The sequence below is a fragment of the Myxococcus eversor genome, assembly GCF_010894455.1.
Lineage (GTDB): Bacteria > Myxococcota > Myxococcia > Myxococcales > Myxococcaceae > Myxococcus > Myxococcus eversor.
On record NZ_JAAIXY010000008.1, the window covers coordinates 131837 to 150465 of the forward strand.

Below are 18629 nucleotides of genomic sequence, written 5' to 3' on the forward strand. Positions count from 1 at the left end.
GGGCGGGCACCTCTTTGCCTCGAAGACCTCAACCATGTGGATTGCGTATGGCCTGGGCGCGGGCGTGATGCTCGGCCTCTATGATGTCTGGACGAAGAAGGCGATGACGGGCAACAGCGTCATCCCCGTCGTGATGTGGTCCTCCCTCTTCGGCGCGCTGTGCTGGGTGCCGGTGCTGATTCCAGGCGCGCTGCCCATCCACGTCGAGCCCTTCGGCCTGACATGGCAAGAGCAGGCGTGGCTGTTGCCCAAGGGCGTGGCGATGACGGCGTCGTGGATTCTCGCGTACTACGCGGTCCGCGAGCTGCCCATCTCCATCGCCGGAGCGGTGCGTGCCTCCGGTCCGCTGTGGACGCTGGCGGGCGGCTTCCTGATGTTTCGCGAGCTGCTGACACCCGTGCAGTTCCTCGGGCTGATGCTCACGGTCTGCTCGTACTACGTGCTCTCCATCGTCGGCCGGAAGGAGGGGCTGGTGCTGTCGAAGAACAGCTCCGTCTGGTGGATGCTGTCCGCCACAGCGCTGTCGGCGGCGACCACCGTGTATGACAAGTTCCTTGTCTCGCGGCTGGGCCTGCCCGTGCTGGAGTTGCAGGCCAGCTCCGCGTTCCAGCGCTGCATCCTGTCGGCGCTCGTCTTCGTGCCGTACATGCTGCGCAGAGGCGGACTGGGCCTGGGCCTCACCTGGAGCTGGGGCATTCCGCTGGTGGGCTGCTCGTGGGTGGCGGCCGAGCTCATCTACTTCGTCGCCATCACCGAGCCGCAGGCGATGGTGACGCACCTGTCCGTGCTGCGCAGGACGAGCCTCATCGTGGGCTTCGTCCTGTCAGCCCTCTTCTTCCGCGAGGCCAACGTCCTGCTGAAGTCCGGGATGATTGCCGTGCTCATCCTCGGAATGGCCATCCTCATCCTGGGAGGTTGACGGGCATTTCCCAGGGGAAGTGCGTGGCGCCCAGGGCGGGCTTCAAGTCGAACAGCCACGTCGCCTTCTCGTCGTACTTCGCGAAGAAGGGCTTGCCCACCCACTCCGGCTCCCGGGCCTGGATGAAGTGCAGCATGAAGACCTTCTCGCCCGCGATTTCCGTCACGCCATCCACGCACACCTTGCCGGGCGTGGCGGACATCGACGGGCCCCGCACGGTGCGCGCCAGGCCGGACACGTTCCGGTACGCGGTGCGGAAGATGTCGTAGGCGGAGGCGAGCGGCACGGCGAAGTAGTCCTGCGGCCCCGTGTCCCGCTCGACGAACATGTAGTACGGCACCATGCCGTGGCGCAGGTGCGTGCGCCACATGCGCTCCCACGTGGCCGCGTCGTCGTTGATGGTCCGAATCAATGGCGCCTGGGTGCGAATGATTGCGCCCGTGGAGCGGATGCGACGCACCGCCTCCTGGACGATATCCGGCACCATCTCGTTGGGATGGGAGAAGTGCGCCATGAAGGCCAGGCTCTTCCCAGAGGCGACCACCTTCTCGAACAGGCGCAACGTGTCGTCCGCGTCCGGGTCCGTGACGAAGCGCTGCGGCCAGTACGCCAGCGCCTTGGTTCCGATGCGGATGGCCTCCAGGTGTTCAATCTCCAGGAGCGGCTCGATGTAGCGCGCCAGCACCGCCTCGCTCATCACCATGGGGTCGCCACCGGTGAACAACACGTTGGTGACCTCCGGGTGCTCGCGGACGTAGTCGACCATGGGGGCGATATCACGCGAGGCGAATTTCAAATCCGCGTCCCCCACGAACTGCGCCCAGCGGAAGCAATACGTGCAGTAGGCGTGACACGTCTGCCCCTGCTTGGGGAAGAAGAGCACCGTCTCCTGATACTTGTGCTGGAGCCCCGGCAGCGGCTCCTCGTTGGCCAGCTTGGGCACGTTGAGTTGCATCTGTCCGGCGGGATGCGGGTTGAGGCTCGCGCGGATGTCCCGCACCACGCCCGCCAGCTCCAGGCTGGAAGCTCCCGAACGCATCAGGTCGACGATGCGCGCCACGTCGGCGGCGGGCAGCATGTCCGCCTGGGGAAACACCAGCCGGTAGATGGGGTCGTCAGGCGCCGCGGACCAGTCGATGAGCTCGTCCACCACGTACGTGTTGACGCGGAAGGGGAGCACCTGGGCCACCGCCCGCACCGCGAGCCTTTCGTCCGGCGACAGGCGTGCCCTCGCCGTCAGCTCGTCCAGGTTCCTGTGGGTATAGGCACGGTACCGCTGTCCCAGGGACAGGGGCCGCACCGCGTTGGATGTAGCGCTCACGCGGTTCCTCGCTTCGGGCATGGCAGGGCCCTCCGCGATGGCTCCGCGGACATGGCCCTGGAGGGAGTGGGGCTGTCGGTAACCAGACGTGCCGTTTGACCACCAAATAGGTGGTCTTTCGGGGTAACACACGGCACGTGGACCTGTCACCCCGCCAGAGCGAAGAAACGTCACGGGCGCTGCCGGGTGAGAGGAGACCCTTGCGGAGTGTCCGGGTGCCAGACATGGGCTGCCTCGGGAAATGCGCGCGTCCATGACGCCCCGCGCAGTCACCCATCGTCTGTGTTTGTTATTGTGGACCCCCCCTTTTCCAAGGAGCCGTCCATGAAGTCTCGTCTGTTGGTCGTCGTGGGTAGCCTGGCGCTGGGACTCTTCTCCGCGTGTGGCGCGTCATCGCCCGACTCCCGCGTGGCGGAGCCGGGACAGGTGGAGGCCGGGCTGGAGCAGTGCCCGTGCGGGGGCACCTGGCCGTCGTGCGAGGTCTGCGCCTACATCTGCGGCGACAACTTCTGTGACACCGCTCACGGGGAGAGCAGCTCCACCTGTCCCGAGGACTGCGCCTCGGCGCCCTTCTGTGGTGACGGCCTCTGCAACAACGGGGAGAACCAGTGGTCGTGTCCCGCCGACTGCGCGCCGACGCCCTTCTGTGGCGATGCCATCTGCAACAACGGGGAGACCAGCGTGTCGTGTCCTGGCGACTGCGGCAGCCCTTCCTGCGGGAACAGCGTCTGCGACATCGGTGAGCATGCGTGGTCCTGCCCCATCGACTGCCCCAACACGCCCCCGTGCGGTGACTTCATCTGCTCCGCGGGCGAGCCGACGTGGTGCCCACAGGACTGCCCGCCCATGTGCCCGTCGTGCCCGCAGGAGCCCCAGGGCTGAAGGGCTGACCTCCCCTGAGTGACAACCCGCCGTGCCCCGAGTGCGTCCGGGCACGGTGGGGCGGATTTTCTTGGGACGGCGACGTCGTGGCGGCCTCTAGAGTGTGAGGCTCCCGTCCGCAGCCCGTGAGCCTCCATGAACGCTCCTCGCCGTCACGCCTCCCCGCTGACCCCCGTGGCCCCGCCGCCCGCCGCCTCGGGGCCTGGTGCTTCGGGTGCCCTCGAATGGCTCGCGAGGTTCGCGGGCATGGTGGTCGCGTGGGTGGGGGGCGCTGGCGCGGCGTTCGGGGTGACGGGGCTGGCGGTGGGCGTGGTGAGAATCGTTTCACCGGAGGAAGGGAAGAAAGCCTCGGATGGGTGGTTGATCCTGGCGATGGCGGGCGTGCTCGTGGGTGTGGGCGTCTTCCTGTGGAAGAAGGGCATGGCGCCGTCCCGAATGGCCCGGCGCCGGGAGCAACTGCGTGGCTTCATCCGAGCACAGGTCCGGCTTCGCGCGAGCGACGCGGCCGCACACCTCAAGATGCCCGAGGACGAGGCGGCCGCGCTGCTCACCGCGCTCATCGCCCGTCACGAGGTGGACCTCGTCTATCTCTCGGAGTCGCGCGAGTACGTCCACCGGGACGCGCTGGAGCGGGGGCAGGGGGTCGCCCGCCGGTGTCCGTCGTGTGATGCCCCGGTGGGCGCGGACAATGTTCTTCCAGGCGACAAGCTCGCCTGCTCCTACTGCGCGGCCCCCATCAGGGTGGCCTAGAAGTCGCCCGCACGTTCTCGCAATCGATGGTCGCAGCTCGCCGTAAGGGTCGGCGTCCTTCGACGCATGGCCAGGTCCCTGGGAGGGGTCGATGAAAAGAGTATTTGGAGCGCTCACAGCCGCCGCGTTCCTCGGGTGCGCGGCCTCACATGAAGCCCAGAAGCCAGAAGCCCCACCCCCGGCCCCCGCCGAGGCGACGCCGGTGGCCGCGGCCCCGGCCGAGACGCCGAAGCTCCAGGTGCCGGTGGACTACTTCAAGCTCGACAACGGCTTGAAGGTGGTGCTCTCGCGAGACACCACGGCGCCCAAGACGGCGATTGGCGTCTATTACAACATCGGCTTTCGCATCGAGCCCAGGAACCGCACCGGCTTCGCGCACCTGTTCGAGCACATGATGTTCCAGGGCTCGACGAACCTGGGGAAGATGGAGTTCATCCGCCTCATCCAGAAGAACGGCGGCATCCTCAACGGCTCCACCCGCTTCGACTTCACCAACTACTTCGAGATTGTCCCCTCCAACGCGCTGGAGACGATGCTCTGGGCGGAGGCCGACCGGATGCGCGGCCTGGAGGTGACGAAGGAGAATCTCAAGAACCAGCAGGGCGTGGTGGCCAACGAGGTGAAGGTCAACGTCCTCAACCAGCCCTATGGCGGCTTCCCGTGGCTGGACATGCCGCAGGTGGCGAACACCAACTGGTACAACGCGCACAACTTCTACGGCGACCTCAAGGATTTGGAGGCCGCGACGCTCGCGGACGTGAAGTCGTTCTTCAAGACGTACTACGCGCCGAGCAACGCCGTGCTGGTGGTGGTGGGCGACTTCGAGCCGGAGCAGGTGAAGGGCTGGGTGAAGCAGTACTTCGGGCCGCTGCCCACGGTGGCGCAGCCCCAGAAGCCGGACATCTCCGAGCCGCGCCAGGAGAAGGAGAAGCGCCACGACAAGAAGGACCCGCTGGCCGAGCGTCCCGCGCTCGCGGTGGGCTACCACATGCCCGCGGTGGGCACGCCCGAGTACTACGCCATGGCGCTGGTGGACGAGGTGCTGCTCAAGGGCAACGACAGCGCGCTCTACCAGCAGCTCGTGCAGAAGAAGGGCCTCGCCGGTGAGCTGAATGGCGGGGTGAACGAGCTGGGCAACCAGTGGAACTACAACGGCCCCATGCAGTGGACCGCCTATCTGTTCCATGACGCGAGCACGTCGACGGAGACGATTCTCCAGGAGTTCGACGGGGTGGTGACGCAGCTTCAAGAGAAGCCCATCGACGCGGCGACGCTGGCGCGGGCGCGGGTGAAGGCGCGCTCTCGGCTGTATGAGCACGTGGAGGCGTTCCTCGGCTTCGGCCGCGCGGACCTGCTGGCCTCCTTCGCGCTCTTCTTCGACGACCCGGAGCGCATCAACCGGCTCGAGGATGAGCTGATGAAGGTGTCACCGGAGCTCATCCAGAAGACGGCGCGCGAGTACCTGCGCCGTGAGAACCGCACGGTGCTCACGGTGACTCCCGCCCCCACCAAGGCCCAGGCCCGCTGAGGACATGCGACCCATGAACACGCGCTCACTTCGCAGTCGTCTCGTCGCTCCCGCGCTGATGGTGCTCGGGCTTCTCAACGCGCCCGCCCTCGCCGCCGCTCCCGTCAAGCAGGCGCCTCCGGCTCCCGCGGCGCCCGTGCCCTTCAAGGTCCCGGTCCGCACCGAGTTCAAGCTCGACAACGGGCTGGAGGTCTCCCTGCTGCCTTATGGAGACATGCCGAAGGTCGCCATCCAGCTCGCCATCGACACGGGCAACATCCACGAGAAGGCCAACGAGGTCTGGCTCGCGGACCTGACGGGCAAGCTGTTGGTGGAGGGCACGACGACGCGCTCCGCCGAGCAGGTGGCGCAGACGGCCGCCGGCCTGGGTGGACAGCTCAACGTCGGAACCACGCCGGACCAGACCTTCGTCGGCCTGGAGGTGCTCTCCGAGTCGGCGCCCCAGGCGGTGGCGCTCATCGCGGACGTCATCCAGAACCCGGCCTTCCCCCCGTCGGAGGTGGAGCGGGTGAAGGCGAACCTGCTGCGTGACGTGGCCATCTTCCGGAGCCAGCCGCAGACGCTCGCCGACGAGCTGCTGGCGAAGTCCGTCTATGGCGACCATCCCTATGGCCGCCTCTTCCCGACGGAGGAGATGCTGAAGGGCTACACGCGAGAGGGCGTGCGCGCGTACTACGACGCGAACATCGGCGCGACCCGCTCCCGGCTGTACATCGTCGGCCGGTTCGACGCGGCCTCGGTGGAGAAGGCGGTGCGCGAGGCGTTCTCCGGCTGGAAGCCGGGCCCCGCGCGAGTCGAGAACCCGCCGACGCAGCAGGTGGCGAAGTCGGTGCAGTACCTGGACCGGCCCGGCGCGGTGCAGTCCACGGTGCGCGTCGCGGTGAAGGCGCTGCCGCCCACGAGCCCCGACTACGTCCAGCAGGAGGTGATGAACACGCTGCTGGGGGGCTACTTCAGCTCGCGCATCACCGCGAACATCCGCGAGAAGAAGGGCTATTCGTACTCGCCCTACAGCACGGTCTCCGTGCACGTGGGGGATGCGTCCTGGGTGCAGAACGCGGACGTGACGACGGCCGTCACCGGGGAGTCGCTCAAGGAGGTGCTCAAGGAGGTGGACACGCTGCGCAGGACGCCGCCTTCCGCCGAGGAGCTGCGCGAGGTGCAGAACTACCTGGCGGGGGTCTTCCTGCTCCAGAACTCGTCGCGCAACGGCATCATCGGCAAGCTGCGCTTCGTGGACCTCCACGGGCTGCCGGACTCGTACCTGCGCGACTACGTGCAGACGGTGATGGCCGTCACTCCCGAGCAGGTGCGGCAGATGGCCACGAGGTCGCTCTCGCGTGAGGCGATGACCATCGTGGTGGTGGGCGACCTGAAGGTCGTCAAGCCGCAGCTCAAGGTGCTGCCGCCGCCGGCTCGCTGAGTCGAACCGCCTGGGGCGGAGGCTGGCTGTCGCCTCCGCCCTGGTCGCCTTGGGCGCGTCATTCCCCAGGGCTATATGCTTCAGGCATGAGTGAGCACGAGCCCCGAGTCATCGTCGCGCGGAAGTTGTCGCCGGAAGGCTTCGCCCCGTTTGGTGACGTGGTCTCCGCGGGGCTGGCGCCGGGGGCGTCGGCGAATCAGGGCACGGCGGTGCGGTTCGACTGGTCGGCGCGGCTGGAGAACGGGCGGGAGTCGGCGAAGCCGAACCTCGCGGTGTTCCGCTCGGTGCCCCAGGGGCTGCCCTTCACGGTGAAGCTGCTGGAGCACCATCCGCATTCGAGCCAGGCGTTCCTGCCCATGCGCTGCGAGCGGTACCTGGTGTGTGTCGCGCCGGGGCTGCCCGAGGGAGGCCCGGACGTGGAGAAGCTGGAGGCCTTCGTGTGTGGGCCGGGGGAGGGCGTGAACTACCACCGGGGCGTGTGGCACCACCCCATCATCGCGTTGGACTCCCCGGCGGAGTTCGCGATGCTGGCCTGGGAGGATGGGAGCGCGGGGGACTGCGTGGTGCGTCAGTTCGCCGAGGCGTCGAGGGTGCGCGTCCAGGTCGACGACTGAGGCTATCATCCGGCCTCCGTTGGTTTTGGACCTGGGAGGCTCCGGATGGGACAGCAGGCGGATGTCATCGTCGTGGGTGGTGGGCTCGCGGGGCTCGTCGCGGCGACGGAGCTCGCGGACGCGGGCAAGCGCGTCACGGTGGTGGACCAGGAGGGCGAGCAGAACCTGGGAGGACAGGCGTTCTGGTCCTTCGGCGGGTTGTTCCTGGTGGACTCGCCGGAGCAGCGGCGGATGGGCATCAAGGACTCGCATGCGCTGGCGCTCGAGGACTGGATGGGCACGGCGGGGTTCGACCGCGAGGAGGACCACTGGCCCCGGAAGTGGGCGGAGGCCTTCGTCGACTTCGCGGCGACGGAGATGCGCCCGTGGCTGCACGCGCAGGGCATGCGTTGGTTCCCGGTGGTGGGCTGGGCCGAGCGCGGTGGCTACGGCGCGGTGGGGCATGGCAACTCGGTGCCTCGCTTCCACGTGACGTGGGGGACGGGGCCGGGGGTGCTGGCGCCCTTCATCCGGCGGGCGCAGGCGGCGCGGGAGAAGGGGACGCTGACGTTCCTGTTCCGGCACCAGGTGGACGAGCTGCTCGTCGAGGCGGGGGCGGTGGTGGGGGTGCGAGGGAAGAAGCTGGTGCCCTCGGAGGTGGAGCGTGGGGTGAGCAGCCCGCGGGAGACGGCGGGGGACTTCGAGCTGCGAGGCTCGGCGGTGGTCGTGACGTCGGGAGGCATTGGCGGCAACCACGAGCTGGTGCGCAAGAGCTGGCCCGAGCGCATGGGGCCCGCGCCGAAGTTCATGGTGCAGGGTGTTCCGGCGCACGTGGATGGGCGGATGATTGCGATTACGGAGGCGGCGGGTGGACGGCTCATCAACCGCGACCGCATGTGGCATTACACGGAGGGGTTGAGGAACTGGAACCCCATCTGGCCTCGGCACGGCATCCGGATTCTCCCGGGGCCCAGCTCGCTGTGGCTGGATGCGACGGGCAAGCGCTTGCCTCCGCCGTTGTATCCGGGCTTCGACACGCTGGGGACGCTCGAGCACATTTTGAAGACGGGGTATGAGTATTCGTGGTTCGTGTTGAACCAGTGGATTCTGAAGAAGGAGTTCGCGCTCTCGGGGTCCGAGCAGAACCCGGACCTGACGGGCAAGGATTGGAAGGGCGTGCTCAACCGGGCGGTGGGGAAGAAGGCGATGGGGCCGGTGGAGGCGTTCAAGGAGCACGGCGCGGACTTCGTCGTCGCGAATGACCTGCGAACGTTGGTGGAGGGGATGAACGCGAAGACGGAGAAGCAGGTGCTCGACTTCGCGACGGTGGAGCGCGAGGTGCTCGCGCGGGACAGGCAGTTGGACAACCCGTTCGGGAAGGATTTGCAGATTGCGGCGATTCGACAGGCGCGCGGGTACCGTGGAGACCAGTTGGTGCGCACGGCGAAGCTGCACCGCATCCTGGACCCGAAGGCGGGGCCGCTCATCGGCGTGAAGCTGAACGTGCTGACGCGCAAGACGCTGGGAGGGTTCGAGACGGACCTGTCAGGCCGGGTGTTCGGGGCGCAGGGACAGGTGATTCCCGGGCTCTACGCGGCCGGCGAGGTGGCCGGGTTCGGTGGAGGAGGGGTGCACGGGTACAGGGCGCTGGAGGGCACGTTCCTGGGTGGGTGCATCTTCTCGGGGCGCGCGGCGGGTCGGGCGCTGGTGAAGGCTGTGTAGAGCGTGAGAGGCCCGCGGCGGTGGTGCCGCCGTGGGCCTGCGGGTCAGGCGGTGTCGTCCGGGAGGAGGGTGCGGAGGAGCTCGTCGTCGTGGCTGAGCGGGCGCCAGCCGGCGGGTGGAGGCGTGGCGAGGAGGGTTGCCATGATTTGGCGAGCCTGCGCTGAAGTGGTCCTCGCCGAGCATCTCCGCCAACTCGACCAATGGGATGGAGGGGTGTGCGTCGGCGAATGCAGTGAGCGATGTATCGCCTTGCTCGCGCACGCACGCATACAGAAGCGAAGGCCAGTCGCCCTGCCATGTTGCTTCGCCGCTCATCAGCGCTTTCCGTGGTGGCGCTTCGGACATACCACCTCAATTCTTCGACTGGGTCTCAAGGGGCTGCGCGCCGGCCTATTGCTGGGAAGCGCTCGTAGGCCCGCTTCAGTGCGTCCAGGTGCGCCGCATTGTCCAGGTCGAGTGGCGCGTCCGTGAGCCGAACCACCCACCCGCCCGCATCGGTGCGCCGCGCCCGAGAGAGCAGGTCCGCGTCGCGGGCAGGGTCCGGGAACCCGATGGCATGTGCGGCCGCGGCAGACCAATAGTTCAGCCACCCCAGGCAATGTGGAATCTCGGCCGAGCTGAGCTGCTCTGGCAGCTTGAGTGCTGGCAGTCCCCGGGGCGGCACCCCTGGCTTGTGGACCGGATCGCGTGTTTGCCGCGCGATTTCGACCCCCGCGCTAGATGGCGTCGCATGCCCCCAGAACGCGCGGGCTGCCTCTGCGACGCCTCCAAGCACATCCGCTGCTGCCGCGATGACTGCCTCATCCAGGGGCAGCTCTGCGTGGACATCGAGCAACGGCTGCCCACCCGGCGCTCGGCGGGCGGGTGTTTGCAACCCATAAATCATCACCGGAGAGCTTTCGTCGCCGTTGCACACGAGAGGGAAGCCACCCTCCTTGCTCTCTTCGTCGAGCCACGCGTCGCGCTGCGGCAATACGGTGGGGCGCCCGTCTTCGGAAACCTTCCAATCGAGGCGCAAGCCGGGGAAAGCCCGCTCGAGCCCCTGCACAACAGCGAGCGCGCGACCGTCCCTGGCAAGCAAGGCAGGCGCGTAGACAATGAGGCCGAGGGTGCTTTGCGCCGTCATCGCTTGCACCCCGTGACGACGATATCCAGTTCACTCGCTGCACGTTCCAGCGCGTCTTTGTGCGCTTCGGTGCTCACCCCAACGACGAAGCCATATCCACATGACAGCGCGATGTCGCGCTCTTCCCTCATCTTGGCCACCTGGTCTTTGACCACCTGCCCCTTGAGAAAGGCATTGTACGTGTCAAATTGGTCGGTCTTGATTTCCCACAGGACGCGCACGCCGACTTGCAGCGCATCAAAAAGCTTGCCGCCAACGAGTACGTCCATTCCGGGGTAGCGGTTCGGCGGAAACTTGTCGGCGCATTCATTATGCGGATCATCTCCTCCCGCATGTGGCACCGGGATGGGCCTGCAATTCGGGCGGCGCTCTCCCTCCACGGGCTCGGTCGGCGACGGGGGGAACCCGTCCTGCCCTGATGGCTCGGGCTTGGGCTTCCGATTCGACGAGGGCTCCTGCGAGGCGGGCTTTGTTTGGGGCGCGGGCTCGACTTCCTCCTGGCTACTCCCGCTCAACTCATGCGCGTCCAGCGCTTCCTTGATGACGGCTCCCACCACCACCACGCCGACGATGATCACCGCGCCCGCGACGATCTCCGGCGCCGCCAAGACACAGAGGCCAATTCCCCAAACGGCCGCATCCGCGGAAGCAAGCGAGCACCTGCCCGTGGTGTCGTGAAACCGGACCCGTTCCCGGTCGAGAGTATGAAAGCACCGCTCCACCAGCATGGGCCATGCCTGGGAGGCCTCTTGCACGACGCAGCGTCCCCCGTCACTCCACGGCAGCGTCGCTGCTCTCTGGAGGTTGGCGCTCCTTGAGTCCCGCGTCACGCGCTCCCTTGGGCTCGGCGCTGACGTAGCGCAGGCAGAGAGGACGAGGAGAAGTGCGGCGTACGCTCGGAGATGCATGGTCACGTCTTTTTCATTCGAGCCAGAGAGCGACTGCTCGAGGCTAGCCCGCCTCTGAGGTTTCCTCTAATGCGGATTGATTGCTTCGTGCCTTCCCTTGGAAGAGGTCCCTTGGATTGAAGCTTCTGAGTGCTGGGCGCTGGCCCCTCAACATGCGGGGTGGACTCCTCATGGCGCCCTCCATAAATCCATGAAATTACAATAATCCATGAATGGCATCATCATTGCCTCCTGGTGGTGCTCCCCTTGCGAGGAGACACCTGGATGAGAACCGCTTCATGGAAGGCCGTGGCGCTGTTGGCGTGGAGCATGGGTTGCGGAGCCGCCCCCGGCGATGACGTCGCACCCGCGCCACAAACCCACGCACAATCACTCGCCACCAGCGTGAAGATTCCCATCACCCCTTCCATGGTGAGGGTGGATGACGTCCGTCCCGTCGTGGGCAACTACGCGGCGCTCTATGACGAACAGGCCGCCATTGGCGATCCGCGCGGCGGCTCCAGCTTCAAGCCGGCGACGAGCTGGGCCAACGTCGTCTACAACGCCAGCGCCTACCCCATGGGCTTCATCATCGACCTGGGCGCGGCCCACGACCTCACGGAGCTGGGGGTCTTCGACACGTATGACACGGGGACCATCCAGTTCGATGTCGGAACCCCCGGCGCTTGGACACCCGTCGTCACGTTCAGCACGAACCTGTGGGAGCAGTGGAAGCTCTTCCCCATCACCCAGCGCACCCGCTACCTGCGCTTCACCCGGACGCTGTACGGCGCCACCAACGAGCTGGTCATCTACGGCAGCCCCGTGGACCCGAGCGGCCCTGTGAACACGCCCCCCACCGTCTCCGCCGGCGCCAACCAGACGGTGACGCTGCCCACGACGACCGCCACGCTGTCCGGCACCGCCAGCGACGCGGATGGCTCCATCGTCTCGCGGCAGTGGGCCCAGACGCAGGGACCCAACACCGCCACGCTCGTGACTCCCACTTCGCTCAACACGAGCGTCTCGGGCCTGGTCGCCGGGACGTACATCTTCGAACTCACCGCCACGGATGACGACGGCGCCAGCACGTCGAACACGACGACGGTGACTGTGATTGCCGCGCCCACGGGACGCGGAACGACGACGGAGGTCTACAGGACGGCGTCCTCACCCGGCAACTACGGGTACGTCCTGTACCTGCCGCCCGGCTATCAGGAGGGCTCGAACTGGCCCATCGTCTTCTTCCTCCATGGGCAATCGGAGACGGGTGACGGCGGGCCCACGCAGCTCAAGCGGGTCCGCGTGCATGGGCCGCAGAACTACATCGACAACCAGGGGAAGGACTTTCCCTTCATCCTCGTCTCGCCCCAGGCGTCGCCCGGAAGCACCTGGAGCCCGTGGGAGGCCGAGAACCTGCTCCATCCCTTCCTCAACCACATCGTCTCTCAGCTCAAGGTCGACCCGCGCCGCGTGTACATGACGGGCCTGAGTCTCGGCGGCGGGGGCTCGCTCTCCTATGCCAGGACGTTCCCCTCGCGGCTCGCGGGCATCGTCGCCGCGTGCCCGACGTCCTGGCCCGGAGACCAGGCCTACGCGAACGGGATGATTGCCTCGGGGCTCGGCATCTGGGCGTTCCACGCCGTCAATGACGGCCAGTACCTCTACACCGCCACCGCCTCCTGGTTCGACCAGTTCGGCACCGCCATGGGCGGGACGAGCGGCGTGCTCAGCACCTACACCGCGCCCAACGCGACGCAGACGGCCTTCTTCCGCCCCGCGACGAAGAAGTGGGAGTGGATCAACGGACAGGCCTCCATGGACACGACGGGCGCGGGGCCGGCACACCCGGTCCTCTTCACGCTCTACAACACCGGTGGCCATGGCATCTGGGACACCGTCTACAAGGACCCCAAGGTCTGGGAGTGGCTGCTCGCACAGCAGAGGCCCTGAGGCCCGACGTGTCCCTGGGCGCTCCGGTCGTAGGGTCGCCCAGGGCACTCGGAGCCGCGAATAGAGGTCCCGCGGATATCGCGGAGGCGCTCAGATGCTCTTCATGACCTTGCCGTCGTAGGCACCGTCACTGGCTGGGGCGATGGAGTGGAACGTCGCGCCTGGCTCGCAGCCCGAGGGGAGCAGCGCCCGCGGGAGCAGCGCCACGAGGTGCAACTGGCCATGGACCCTCCCCCGGGGCAGCGTCTTCTCGGGCTCTCTGGCGAAGGCGTTCACGATGAACCGCGGGGCGATGTCGACGTAGCGCGCCAAGGAGAAGCGGACGTGGTCGAGGTTCCCCACCGCCTGATGCAGCGCCTCCGCTCCCGGGCAATCCAGGAGGAGTTGGAGCAGCTTGGGGCTCAGCGTGCTTCGGAAGGCGCCGAGGTAGGCCGACCTGAGCCGGGTGGTGTGCAGCCGCACCGCCACGAGCCCCTCGGGGAGTGGGTCCAGGAAGAAGTCCTGGCGGTAGTCATGGCCGCCATCCTTCAACAGCCGGGCCGTCAGCTTCTTCTGGGCCGCGGGCTTGCCCGTGGCGAGCACCTGTTCAATGGCTCGCGACAGGCCGGCTCCGTCCGTGCCCTCGTAGCCCGCCGCTACGGCGATGGACTTGCGGCCTCGGCTGGAGAGCCAGTCGAGCAACTGGGCCCGCAGCGCGCTTGCGTCAGCGGGCTCCACGGCCTCCACCTTCACCTCGAAGTTGGGCTCGTCGCGCAGCGGCTGGGCATCCACCCAGTCCCGCGTGGCTCTCCCCAGGTCCGGCTCCAGGAACCAATAGTTGGAGAAGCGCGCCTCCACGGCCTTCCGGATGTACTCACCCATGCTCCGGGCGACGGGGATGGCCGCGCCCTCCTCGCCCGCCGCGGCGGCCACCACCTGGGCCTGGTCCACGTCCTCTCCCTCCTTGTAGGTGAGGAAGGCCATGGCCTGGTCATTGTGCACGTCCACAATCATCGCCTGGACGTCGGGCGGGAAGTTGTAGGCCGCGTCCTCCTTGAACCACCGACCCCGCACGAGGGCGAGCGAGCCTCCATGGTCGGAGCCATCCGTGGCGCGCCAGCGAAGGTGCCTGAAGCCCAGGCGATAGAAGACGCCCTGACTGTGCGTGGGACTCTGCCCTCCGGAGGAGATGGGACGGTGCGAGGGGTACTCGACCTCGATGTTGGCGAGGTGCTGGAGCTTTTCGCTCCACATGTGGGCATCGTTCAGCGCTTCCAGTTCATCGGGGGACAACGAGGGCGTGGCGTCTTGGCTCATGCGCTTCCAGGGTCGGCCCGAGTGAAGTCCGAGTGGAACCCGGTCAACTGCTCCATGCCCTCAGGGGAACCTGGGGCAGGAGCAGGGCTCATCGTGATGGGGAACGGAGCCGGCTCGGATTTGTCGCAGCGAACCCGTGTAAGCCGCGGGTCAGTGCTGTGCCGTGCAGGTGCCCGTCCAGTCGCAGTACAGGCCCGCCTGGCAGCGGCCTCCGCAATACAGCGACGTCCATGAGCAACCGCAGTAGCCATAGCGGCCCACCGTGCCGGCATCCGGTGTCCCGCCTCCCGTGGGCAGGCTCGGAGTGTAGACCCCCGCATCAGCACGGCCGGCGTCCCAGCCACCTCCGGGGGTTCCAGCGTCCCAGCCGCCGCCCGGGGCCGTGTACCCGCCGTCACTCGAGCCACCCGGAGGCAAGGACCCACTGTCCTGCGGGCCGGAGCCACCATCGCGCGGACCGCCGTCCGTGACAGGGCCCGTCGCGGGCGTCGACGACGGGTCCACGAAGCACTGCATGAGCCCGCCGGCCTGATGGCAGTAGTAGACGATGGCGCCGACCTCGACGGCGATGATGACGGTGCCCACCACCAGCACGGTCGCCACGACGATGGGGGCCACGGTGGTCCCCGCGATGGCGCCCACCGTGCTCACGGCGGCCTGGGCCTCCGCGGCGGTGGCCTCGATGGCGACGGCGCTGCCGGGCACGGCCACCGACGTGATTTCCGCGCCCGTCTGCATGGCGATGGCCGCCTCGGTGACGGTGATGGGACCGATGCCCTCGCCCACCACGATGATTTGCGCGCTGCCAGAGAGCGCCTCCGCCGCGGCGGCCTGCATCCACCCGACGTTTCCCGCGGAGATGGTCGCCGCGCCCGCCGTGTTGGCCGCGCTCGTCCCCGTCAGCAGGACCTGGCCCGAGCTCCACACGTAGCTGCTCGCCGCATACGTCTCCGCCGCGATGCCCTGGGCTTGCAGGTACTGCACCATCGCCATGGCGTTGTGGAACCGACCAATCACATACACCGGCAGGCCCGGAGTGTATCCAGGCCAGAGGTTCGCGCTCGCTGGAAGCGAGGCCAGCAAGACACAGACACCACCAACGAGCGACAGCCAGTTGCGAAGACGTCCAGTCATGGATTCTCCAGGGGTGAGACATCCATTATACATCGACGCACTGTTTTCTCCGTCTCCCTCCACGAAGTCAGACTCGAGGGCACCCGATGAGCACAGGTCGAGGTGTTCGTGAGCCCAGACCTGGTCCTCGTCAGGGAATCAGCGCGGCAACTCGATGTCCTCGTGCCCGAGCCGGGTGCCTGCGTCGATGCTCGCTTGCGCGCGCGGCGGACGTGGGCCCTCGGCTCGCGCAGTCTCGCAAGGAGGGGCCGCGCGACGCGGCGGTGGTGGCCGCCATCGCGCGGAACGTGCTCACCCACTCCCTCGACGTGGTGGTCGGCACCGAGGTGGACCTCCCCCGCGTTGCCTGAGGCTCCGCTCGGGGGGCGCCGGCGGCGTCCCGGCGCCCGTGAAGTCTGGCCCGCTCGTTGATGCGATTGACGCGGTGCGAGCGCCGCTTCGCGTGCCAGATGGACGCAGGCCCGTTGCCGCTGGACGCACGCCGGTGCCCATCCCAGGGCATGTCAGGAATACTCCTCGCGGGGGCCGCTCTAGCTCGCGGGGGCCGCTCTGGAGCGCGGACTGGCACAGTCGTTGCTCACCCGGCGTCAGCTCGCCGGGGAGGGCTCATGACCAGAAAACGGACGGAGTTCAGCCAGAAGAAGCTCGCACTGAAGAAGGGGCTCAAGGCGGGAGGGTTCTGTCTCGCCCTGGCCAGCCGCTGGGTGAGGCACATCCTCGACAGCAAGAAGGATGGGTGGGACGTCCCCAAGCAGGACGTGGACACTCGACTCCAACTGCTCACCGACGAAGCGGTCGAGCTGCACGCTCTTCACCAGAAATACCTGGCCCGTCAGCAGAAGGTGATGGACATGGTCAACATGCAGGAGGCGCTCGTCCTCGTGGCCAGGTCAGGGTTCATGCCGAACCGAGGCAATCTGGTTCAATACCTGGGGGAAAACGACGAGGAGATGACTCGCTTTTCCCTGGTCGACGTCAATGGCATCCATCTCCAGAAGAGCGCGCTGCTGGTGATGAAGAAGCTGAAGGTGCGTCCCGCGAGTGTGACGAGCGTCACTGTCACGAACGCCGAAGCGGCCGAGACGATTGCCTCGGAGAAGATACACAAGAGCTCCACCTACGTCGTCACACCCGTGCATGGCACGACTTCCTCGGAGCATGCCATGGCCATCTATCGCTCGGATGGCGTCTTCTCGACCTACTTCTACATCTTCGACCCCAACTACGGCGAGGTCTTCGCCTCGAGTTCGGAAGACGCGGCGGTTGTCATCAACGCGCTCATGGGCCCGGAATGCCCTTACAAGACAAACCAGTGGAACCTGCTGCGCTGCAACTGAAGGCCCCTGCGGAGGTCAGGCTTCGCGAGCCTGGACGCGTCGCCAGGCGAGGGAGGTGACGACACCGGCGAGGACGGCCTTGAGCAGCCCCCCGGGGATGAACGGCACGAAGCCCTTGTGGATGGCCGTGGCGAGTCCGAGAGAGGCCGCCACGCTGAGCCAGCACACGCCCGTGGCCAGGATGACGAGCTGCCCCGCGAGGAAGAGGGGCACCGCTGTCCGCGGGCGTCTGTCGTAGGCGTGGCGCGCCGCGAGGCCCACGAGGAAGGCCGCGGGCAGGAAGCCCACCAGATAGCCGCCAGTGGGCCCGACGAGCGCCGCCCAGCCGCTGGCCGCCTTCGCGAAGACGGGCAGCCCCACCGCTCCCAGCAGGAGATAGGCGAGCTGCCCGGCCACGCCTCGCCGAGGCCCGAGCGCGGCGGCCGTGAGGACGACGGCGAACGTCTGTCCCGTGACGGGCACGGGTGAGCCCGGCACCGTGATGGAGGCTTGAGCGCACAAGGCCGTGAAGAGCGCCGCGCCGAGGACGAGCGCGGCCTCCTGGGCACGCGTGCGCACGAAGACGTCAGCCAGGACGCGATGCGGTGGAGGACTCGCGCCCGCGCTCACCGCCGACCCACCAGCGAGGAGTGCGAGCCGCGCGACGACGCGGAGGGGAGGGAAGACACGGACCGATGCTCGGTGAGGACGCTCACCGATGCAAGGAGGCGAAGGGGGGCTCGCCCGAGACTTCCGGGTGTGCCGCCTGGGCGTGCATGAGGCACCGCCCCTCTCTCGATTCAGGTTTCGGGGCCGCGCGGCGGCTCTACTTGCCGTAGCCCGCGCTGCGCACGTCGGTCAGCTTGCCGTCGGTGAAGGTGACCACCTGCATGAGGCGGTTGGGCCCGAAGTTGTACGTCCACTCCTCCACCTGGACCGTCACCGTCTGCGTGGTGGCGGAGTCCTCCTTGCCTCCGCGGACCCGGTTCCTCGTGGAGGTCGACTCTTCTCGGACGTGCGTGCTCATGGGCTGTCCGCACTTCATGACCGCATCGGACTGGGAGGCGCCATCCGAGATGAGGTTGCTGCCACAGCGCATGGACGCCGCTTCACCACGGAAGGGCACGATGAAGGAGGCGAGGACGAGGCCGGCCAGGAGGGTACGCATGCGAGGCAGCTCCAACGAGCGGGGGTGCGCGAAGGACGAAGGCGCCCCCGGGATATTCACGAGCTCGTGGTGATTTCCCGCGAGGCCGGGTTTCTCCTCCGTCCCGTCGCCCGCTTCGGCGTGGCCCGTGCGGACTCCCCCGCCGGCTGGAGATATCCCTGCATCAACGCACCCAGCTCGTCGAGGAAGGTCTCGTTCGTCAGATAGTCCGGCCGGTCCGACACCGCCTTGATGCACAGCGTCTCCACCGAGTGCACGAGGATGAAGACAGCCATGTCGAGGTCCTTGGGGCGCAGCGCCTCGACTCTCGGCGCGAGGAAGGCGCGGACCAGGCGGAACAGTCGCTGCTCGTGCGGGTGCTCGCGCTGTGCCCGGGGCCCGTGGAGACGGCCTTCTTCGACGTGGTGGGCACCCGGCAGGTGGCGGTGGGCCCGGTGGCCACGGCAGGACAGGTGGCCCTCGCGGGCCTCCGAGGCCTCGAGCAGGGGAGGGCCTCGCTCATCGCCGGCTGGCGCAACTGGCTCCGGGCCAACCTGCCGCGCTTCGCACCGCGCGCCTTCACCGCGCGCATGGCCGCGGGGATGCTGAAGCCGCGTGAAGCCCCCGCGCTG

General features: G+C 67.6%; 18 protein-coding genes. 10 read left to right on the plus strand and 8 right to left on the minus strand.

Annotated features, from left to right (window positions below):
* Nucleotides 1-34: 34 nt before the first annotated feature.
* Nucleotides 35-919 carry a DMT family transporter gene (locus G4D83_RS17875; RefSeq protein WP_163865979.1) on the plus strand — a complete coding sequence of 295 codons (885 nt, stop codon included), beginning with the start codon at nt 35-37 and terminating at the stop codon, nt 917-919.
* On the opposite strand, the gene G4D83_RS17880 is transcribed toward G4D83_RS17875, so the two are convergent.
* Complete coding sequence (locus tag G4D83_RS17880) at nt 903-2261, minus strand: KamA family radical SAM protein (RefSeq protein ID WP_163865980.1); 1359 nt, start codon at nt 2259-2261, stop codon at nt 903-905. The genes G4D83_RS17875 and G4D83_RS17880 overlap by 17 nt on opposite strands.
* A gap of 303 nt (nt 2262-2564) precedes the next feature.
* On the opposite strand from G4D83_RS17880, the gene G4D83_RS17885 reads away from it, so the two are divergent.
* The 6 genes from G4D83_RS17885 to G4D83_RS17910 all read left to right on the plus strand — a co-directional run bounded on the left by G4D83_RS17885 (nt 2565) and on the right by G4D83_RS17910 (nt 9138).
* The gene (locus G4D83_RS17885) at nt 2565-3122 is read left to right on the plus strand and encodes a tenascin-X (protein WP_163865981.1); all 558 of its coding nucleotides are present in this window, start codon (nt 2565-2567) and stop codon (nt 3120-3122) included.
* A gap of 135 nt (nt 3123-3257) precedes the next feature.
* Nucleotides 3258-3872 (plus strand): hypothetical protein, encoded by a 615-nt coding sequence (locus tag G4D83_RS17890; RefSeq protein ID WP_240356390.1) that lies wholly within the window; start codon nt 3258-3260, stop codon nt 3870-3872.
* A gap of 91 nt (nt 3873-3963) precedes the next feature.
* Nucleotides 3964-5400, plus strand: coding sequence for a M16 family metallopeptidase (locus G4D83_RS17895; RefSeq protein WP_163865982.1), 1437 nt, complete (start codon nt 3964-3966; stop codon nt 5398-5400).
* Between the two features lie 13 nt (nt 5401-5413).
* Entirely contained in the window at nt 5414-6823 is a 1410-nt protein-coding gene (locus tag G4D83_RS17900) for a M16 family metallopeptidase (RefSeq protein WP_163865983.1), read from the plus strand.
* 86 nt (nt 6824-6909) lie between these two features.
* The gene (locus tag G4D83_RS17905; protein WP_163865984.1) at nt 6910-7437 is read left to right on the plus strand and encodes an ureidoglycolate lyase; all 528 of its coding nucleotides are present in this window, start codon (nt 6910-6912) and stop codon (nt 7435-7437) included.
* 45 nt (nt 7438-7482) lie between these two features.
* Nucleotides 7483-9138 carry an FAD-binding dehydrogenase gene (locus tag G4D83_RS17910; protein ID WP_163865985.1) on the plus strand — a complete coding sequence of 552 codons (1656 nt, stop codon included), beginning with the start codon at nt 7483-7485 and terminating at the stop codon, nt 9136-9138.
* Nucleotides 9139-9508: 370 nt separating this feature from the next.
* Here G4D83_RS17910 and G4D83_RS17915 read toward each other — a convergent pair whose 3' ends face one another.
* Nucleotides 9509-10264 carry a DUF5953 family protein gene (locus G4D83_RS17915; RefSeq protein WP_163865986.1) on the minus strand — a complete coding sequence of 252 codons (756 nt, stop codon included), beginning with the start codon at nt 10262-10264 and terminating at the stop codon, nt 9509-9511.
* Entirely contained in the window at nt 10261-10992 is a 732-nt protein-coding gene (locus G4D83_RS17920) for a DUF6310 domain-containing protein (protein WP_338041924.1), read from the minus strand. Before G4D83_RS17920 ends, G4D83_RS17915 begins: the two co-directional genes overlap by 4 nt.
* A 444-nt stretch (nt 10993-11436) precedes the next feature.
* On the opposite strand from G4D83_RS17920, the gene G4D83_RS17925 reads away from it, so the two are divergent.
* Nucleotides 11437-13104, plus strand: coding sequence for a carboxylesterase family protein (locus G4D83_RS17925; protein ID WP_163865987.1), 1668 nt, complete (start codon nt 11437-11439; stop codon nt 13102-13104).
* A gap of 90 nt (nt 13105-13194) precedes the next feature.
* Here the strand turns inward: G4D83_RS17925 and G4D83_RS17930 are convergent, their stop codons facing one another.
* Nucleotides 13195-14400 carry a hypothetical protein gene (locus G4D83_RS17930; RefSeq protein WP_163865988.1) on the minus strand — a complete coding sequence of 402 codons (1206 nt, stop codon included), beginning with the start codon at nt 14398-14400 and terminating at the stop codon, nt 13195-13197.
* Nucleotides 14401-14550: 150 nt separating this feature from the next.
* Nucleotides 14551-15534 (minus strand): hypothetical protein, encoded by a 984-nt coding sequence (locus tag G4D83_RS17935; protein ID WP_163865989.1) that lies wholly within the window; start codon nt 15532-15534, stop codon nt 14551-14553.
* A gap of 212 nt (nt 15535-15746) precedes the next feature.
* Here G4D83_RS17935 and G4D83_RS17940 point away from each other — a divergent pair, with 212 nt between their 5' ends.
* Both G4D83_RS17940 and G4D83_RS17945 read left to right on the plus strand, forming a co-directional pair.
* A complete protein-coding gene (locus G4D83_RS17940; protein WP_163865990.1) occupies nt 15747-15884 on the plus strand; it encodes a hypothetical protein in 138 nt (45 codons plus the stop codon).
* Between the two features lie 258 nt (nt 15885-16142).
* Nucleotides 16143-16871 (plus strand): YopT-type cysteine protease domain-containing protein, encoded by a 729-nt coding sequence (locus G4D83_RS17945; protein ID WP_163865991.1) that lies wholly within the window; start codon nt 16143-16145, stop codon nt 16869-16871.
* 15 nt (nt 16872-16886) lie between these two features.
* Here the strand turns inward: G4D83_RS17945 and G4D83_RS17950 are convergent, their stop codons facing one another.
* The 3 genes from G4D83_RS17950 to G4D83_RS46160 all read right to left on the minus strand — a co-directional run bounded on the left by G4D83_RS17950 (nt 16887) and on the right by G4D83_RS46160 (nt 18503).
* Nucleotides 16887-17429 carry a biotin transporter BioY gene (locus G4D83_RS17950; RefSeq protein ID WP_240356391.1) on the minus strand — a complete coding sequence of 181 codons (543 nt, stop codon included), beginning with the start codon at nt 17427-17429 and terminating at the stop codon, nt 16887-16889.
* A gap of 247 nt (nt 17430-17676) precedes the next feature.
* Nucleotides 17677-18018 (minus strand): DUF2845 domain-containing protein, encoded by a 342-nt coding sequence (locus G4D83_RS17955; protein ID WP_163865993.1) that lies wholly within the window; start codon nt 18016-18018, stop codon nt 17677-17679.
* A gap of 56 nt (nt 18019-18074) precedes the next feature.
* Nucleotides 18075-18503, minus strand: a complete 429-nt coding sequence (locus G4D83_RS46160; RefSeq protein WP_338041929.1) for a hypothetical protein — start codon at nt 18501-18503, stop codon at nt 18075-18077.
* Nucleotides 18504-18629 lie beyond the last annotated feature (126 nt).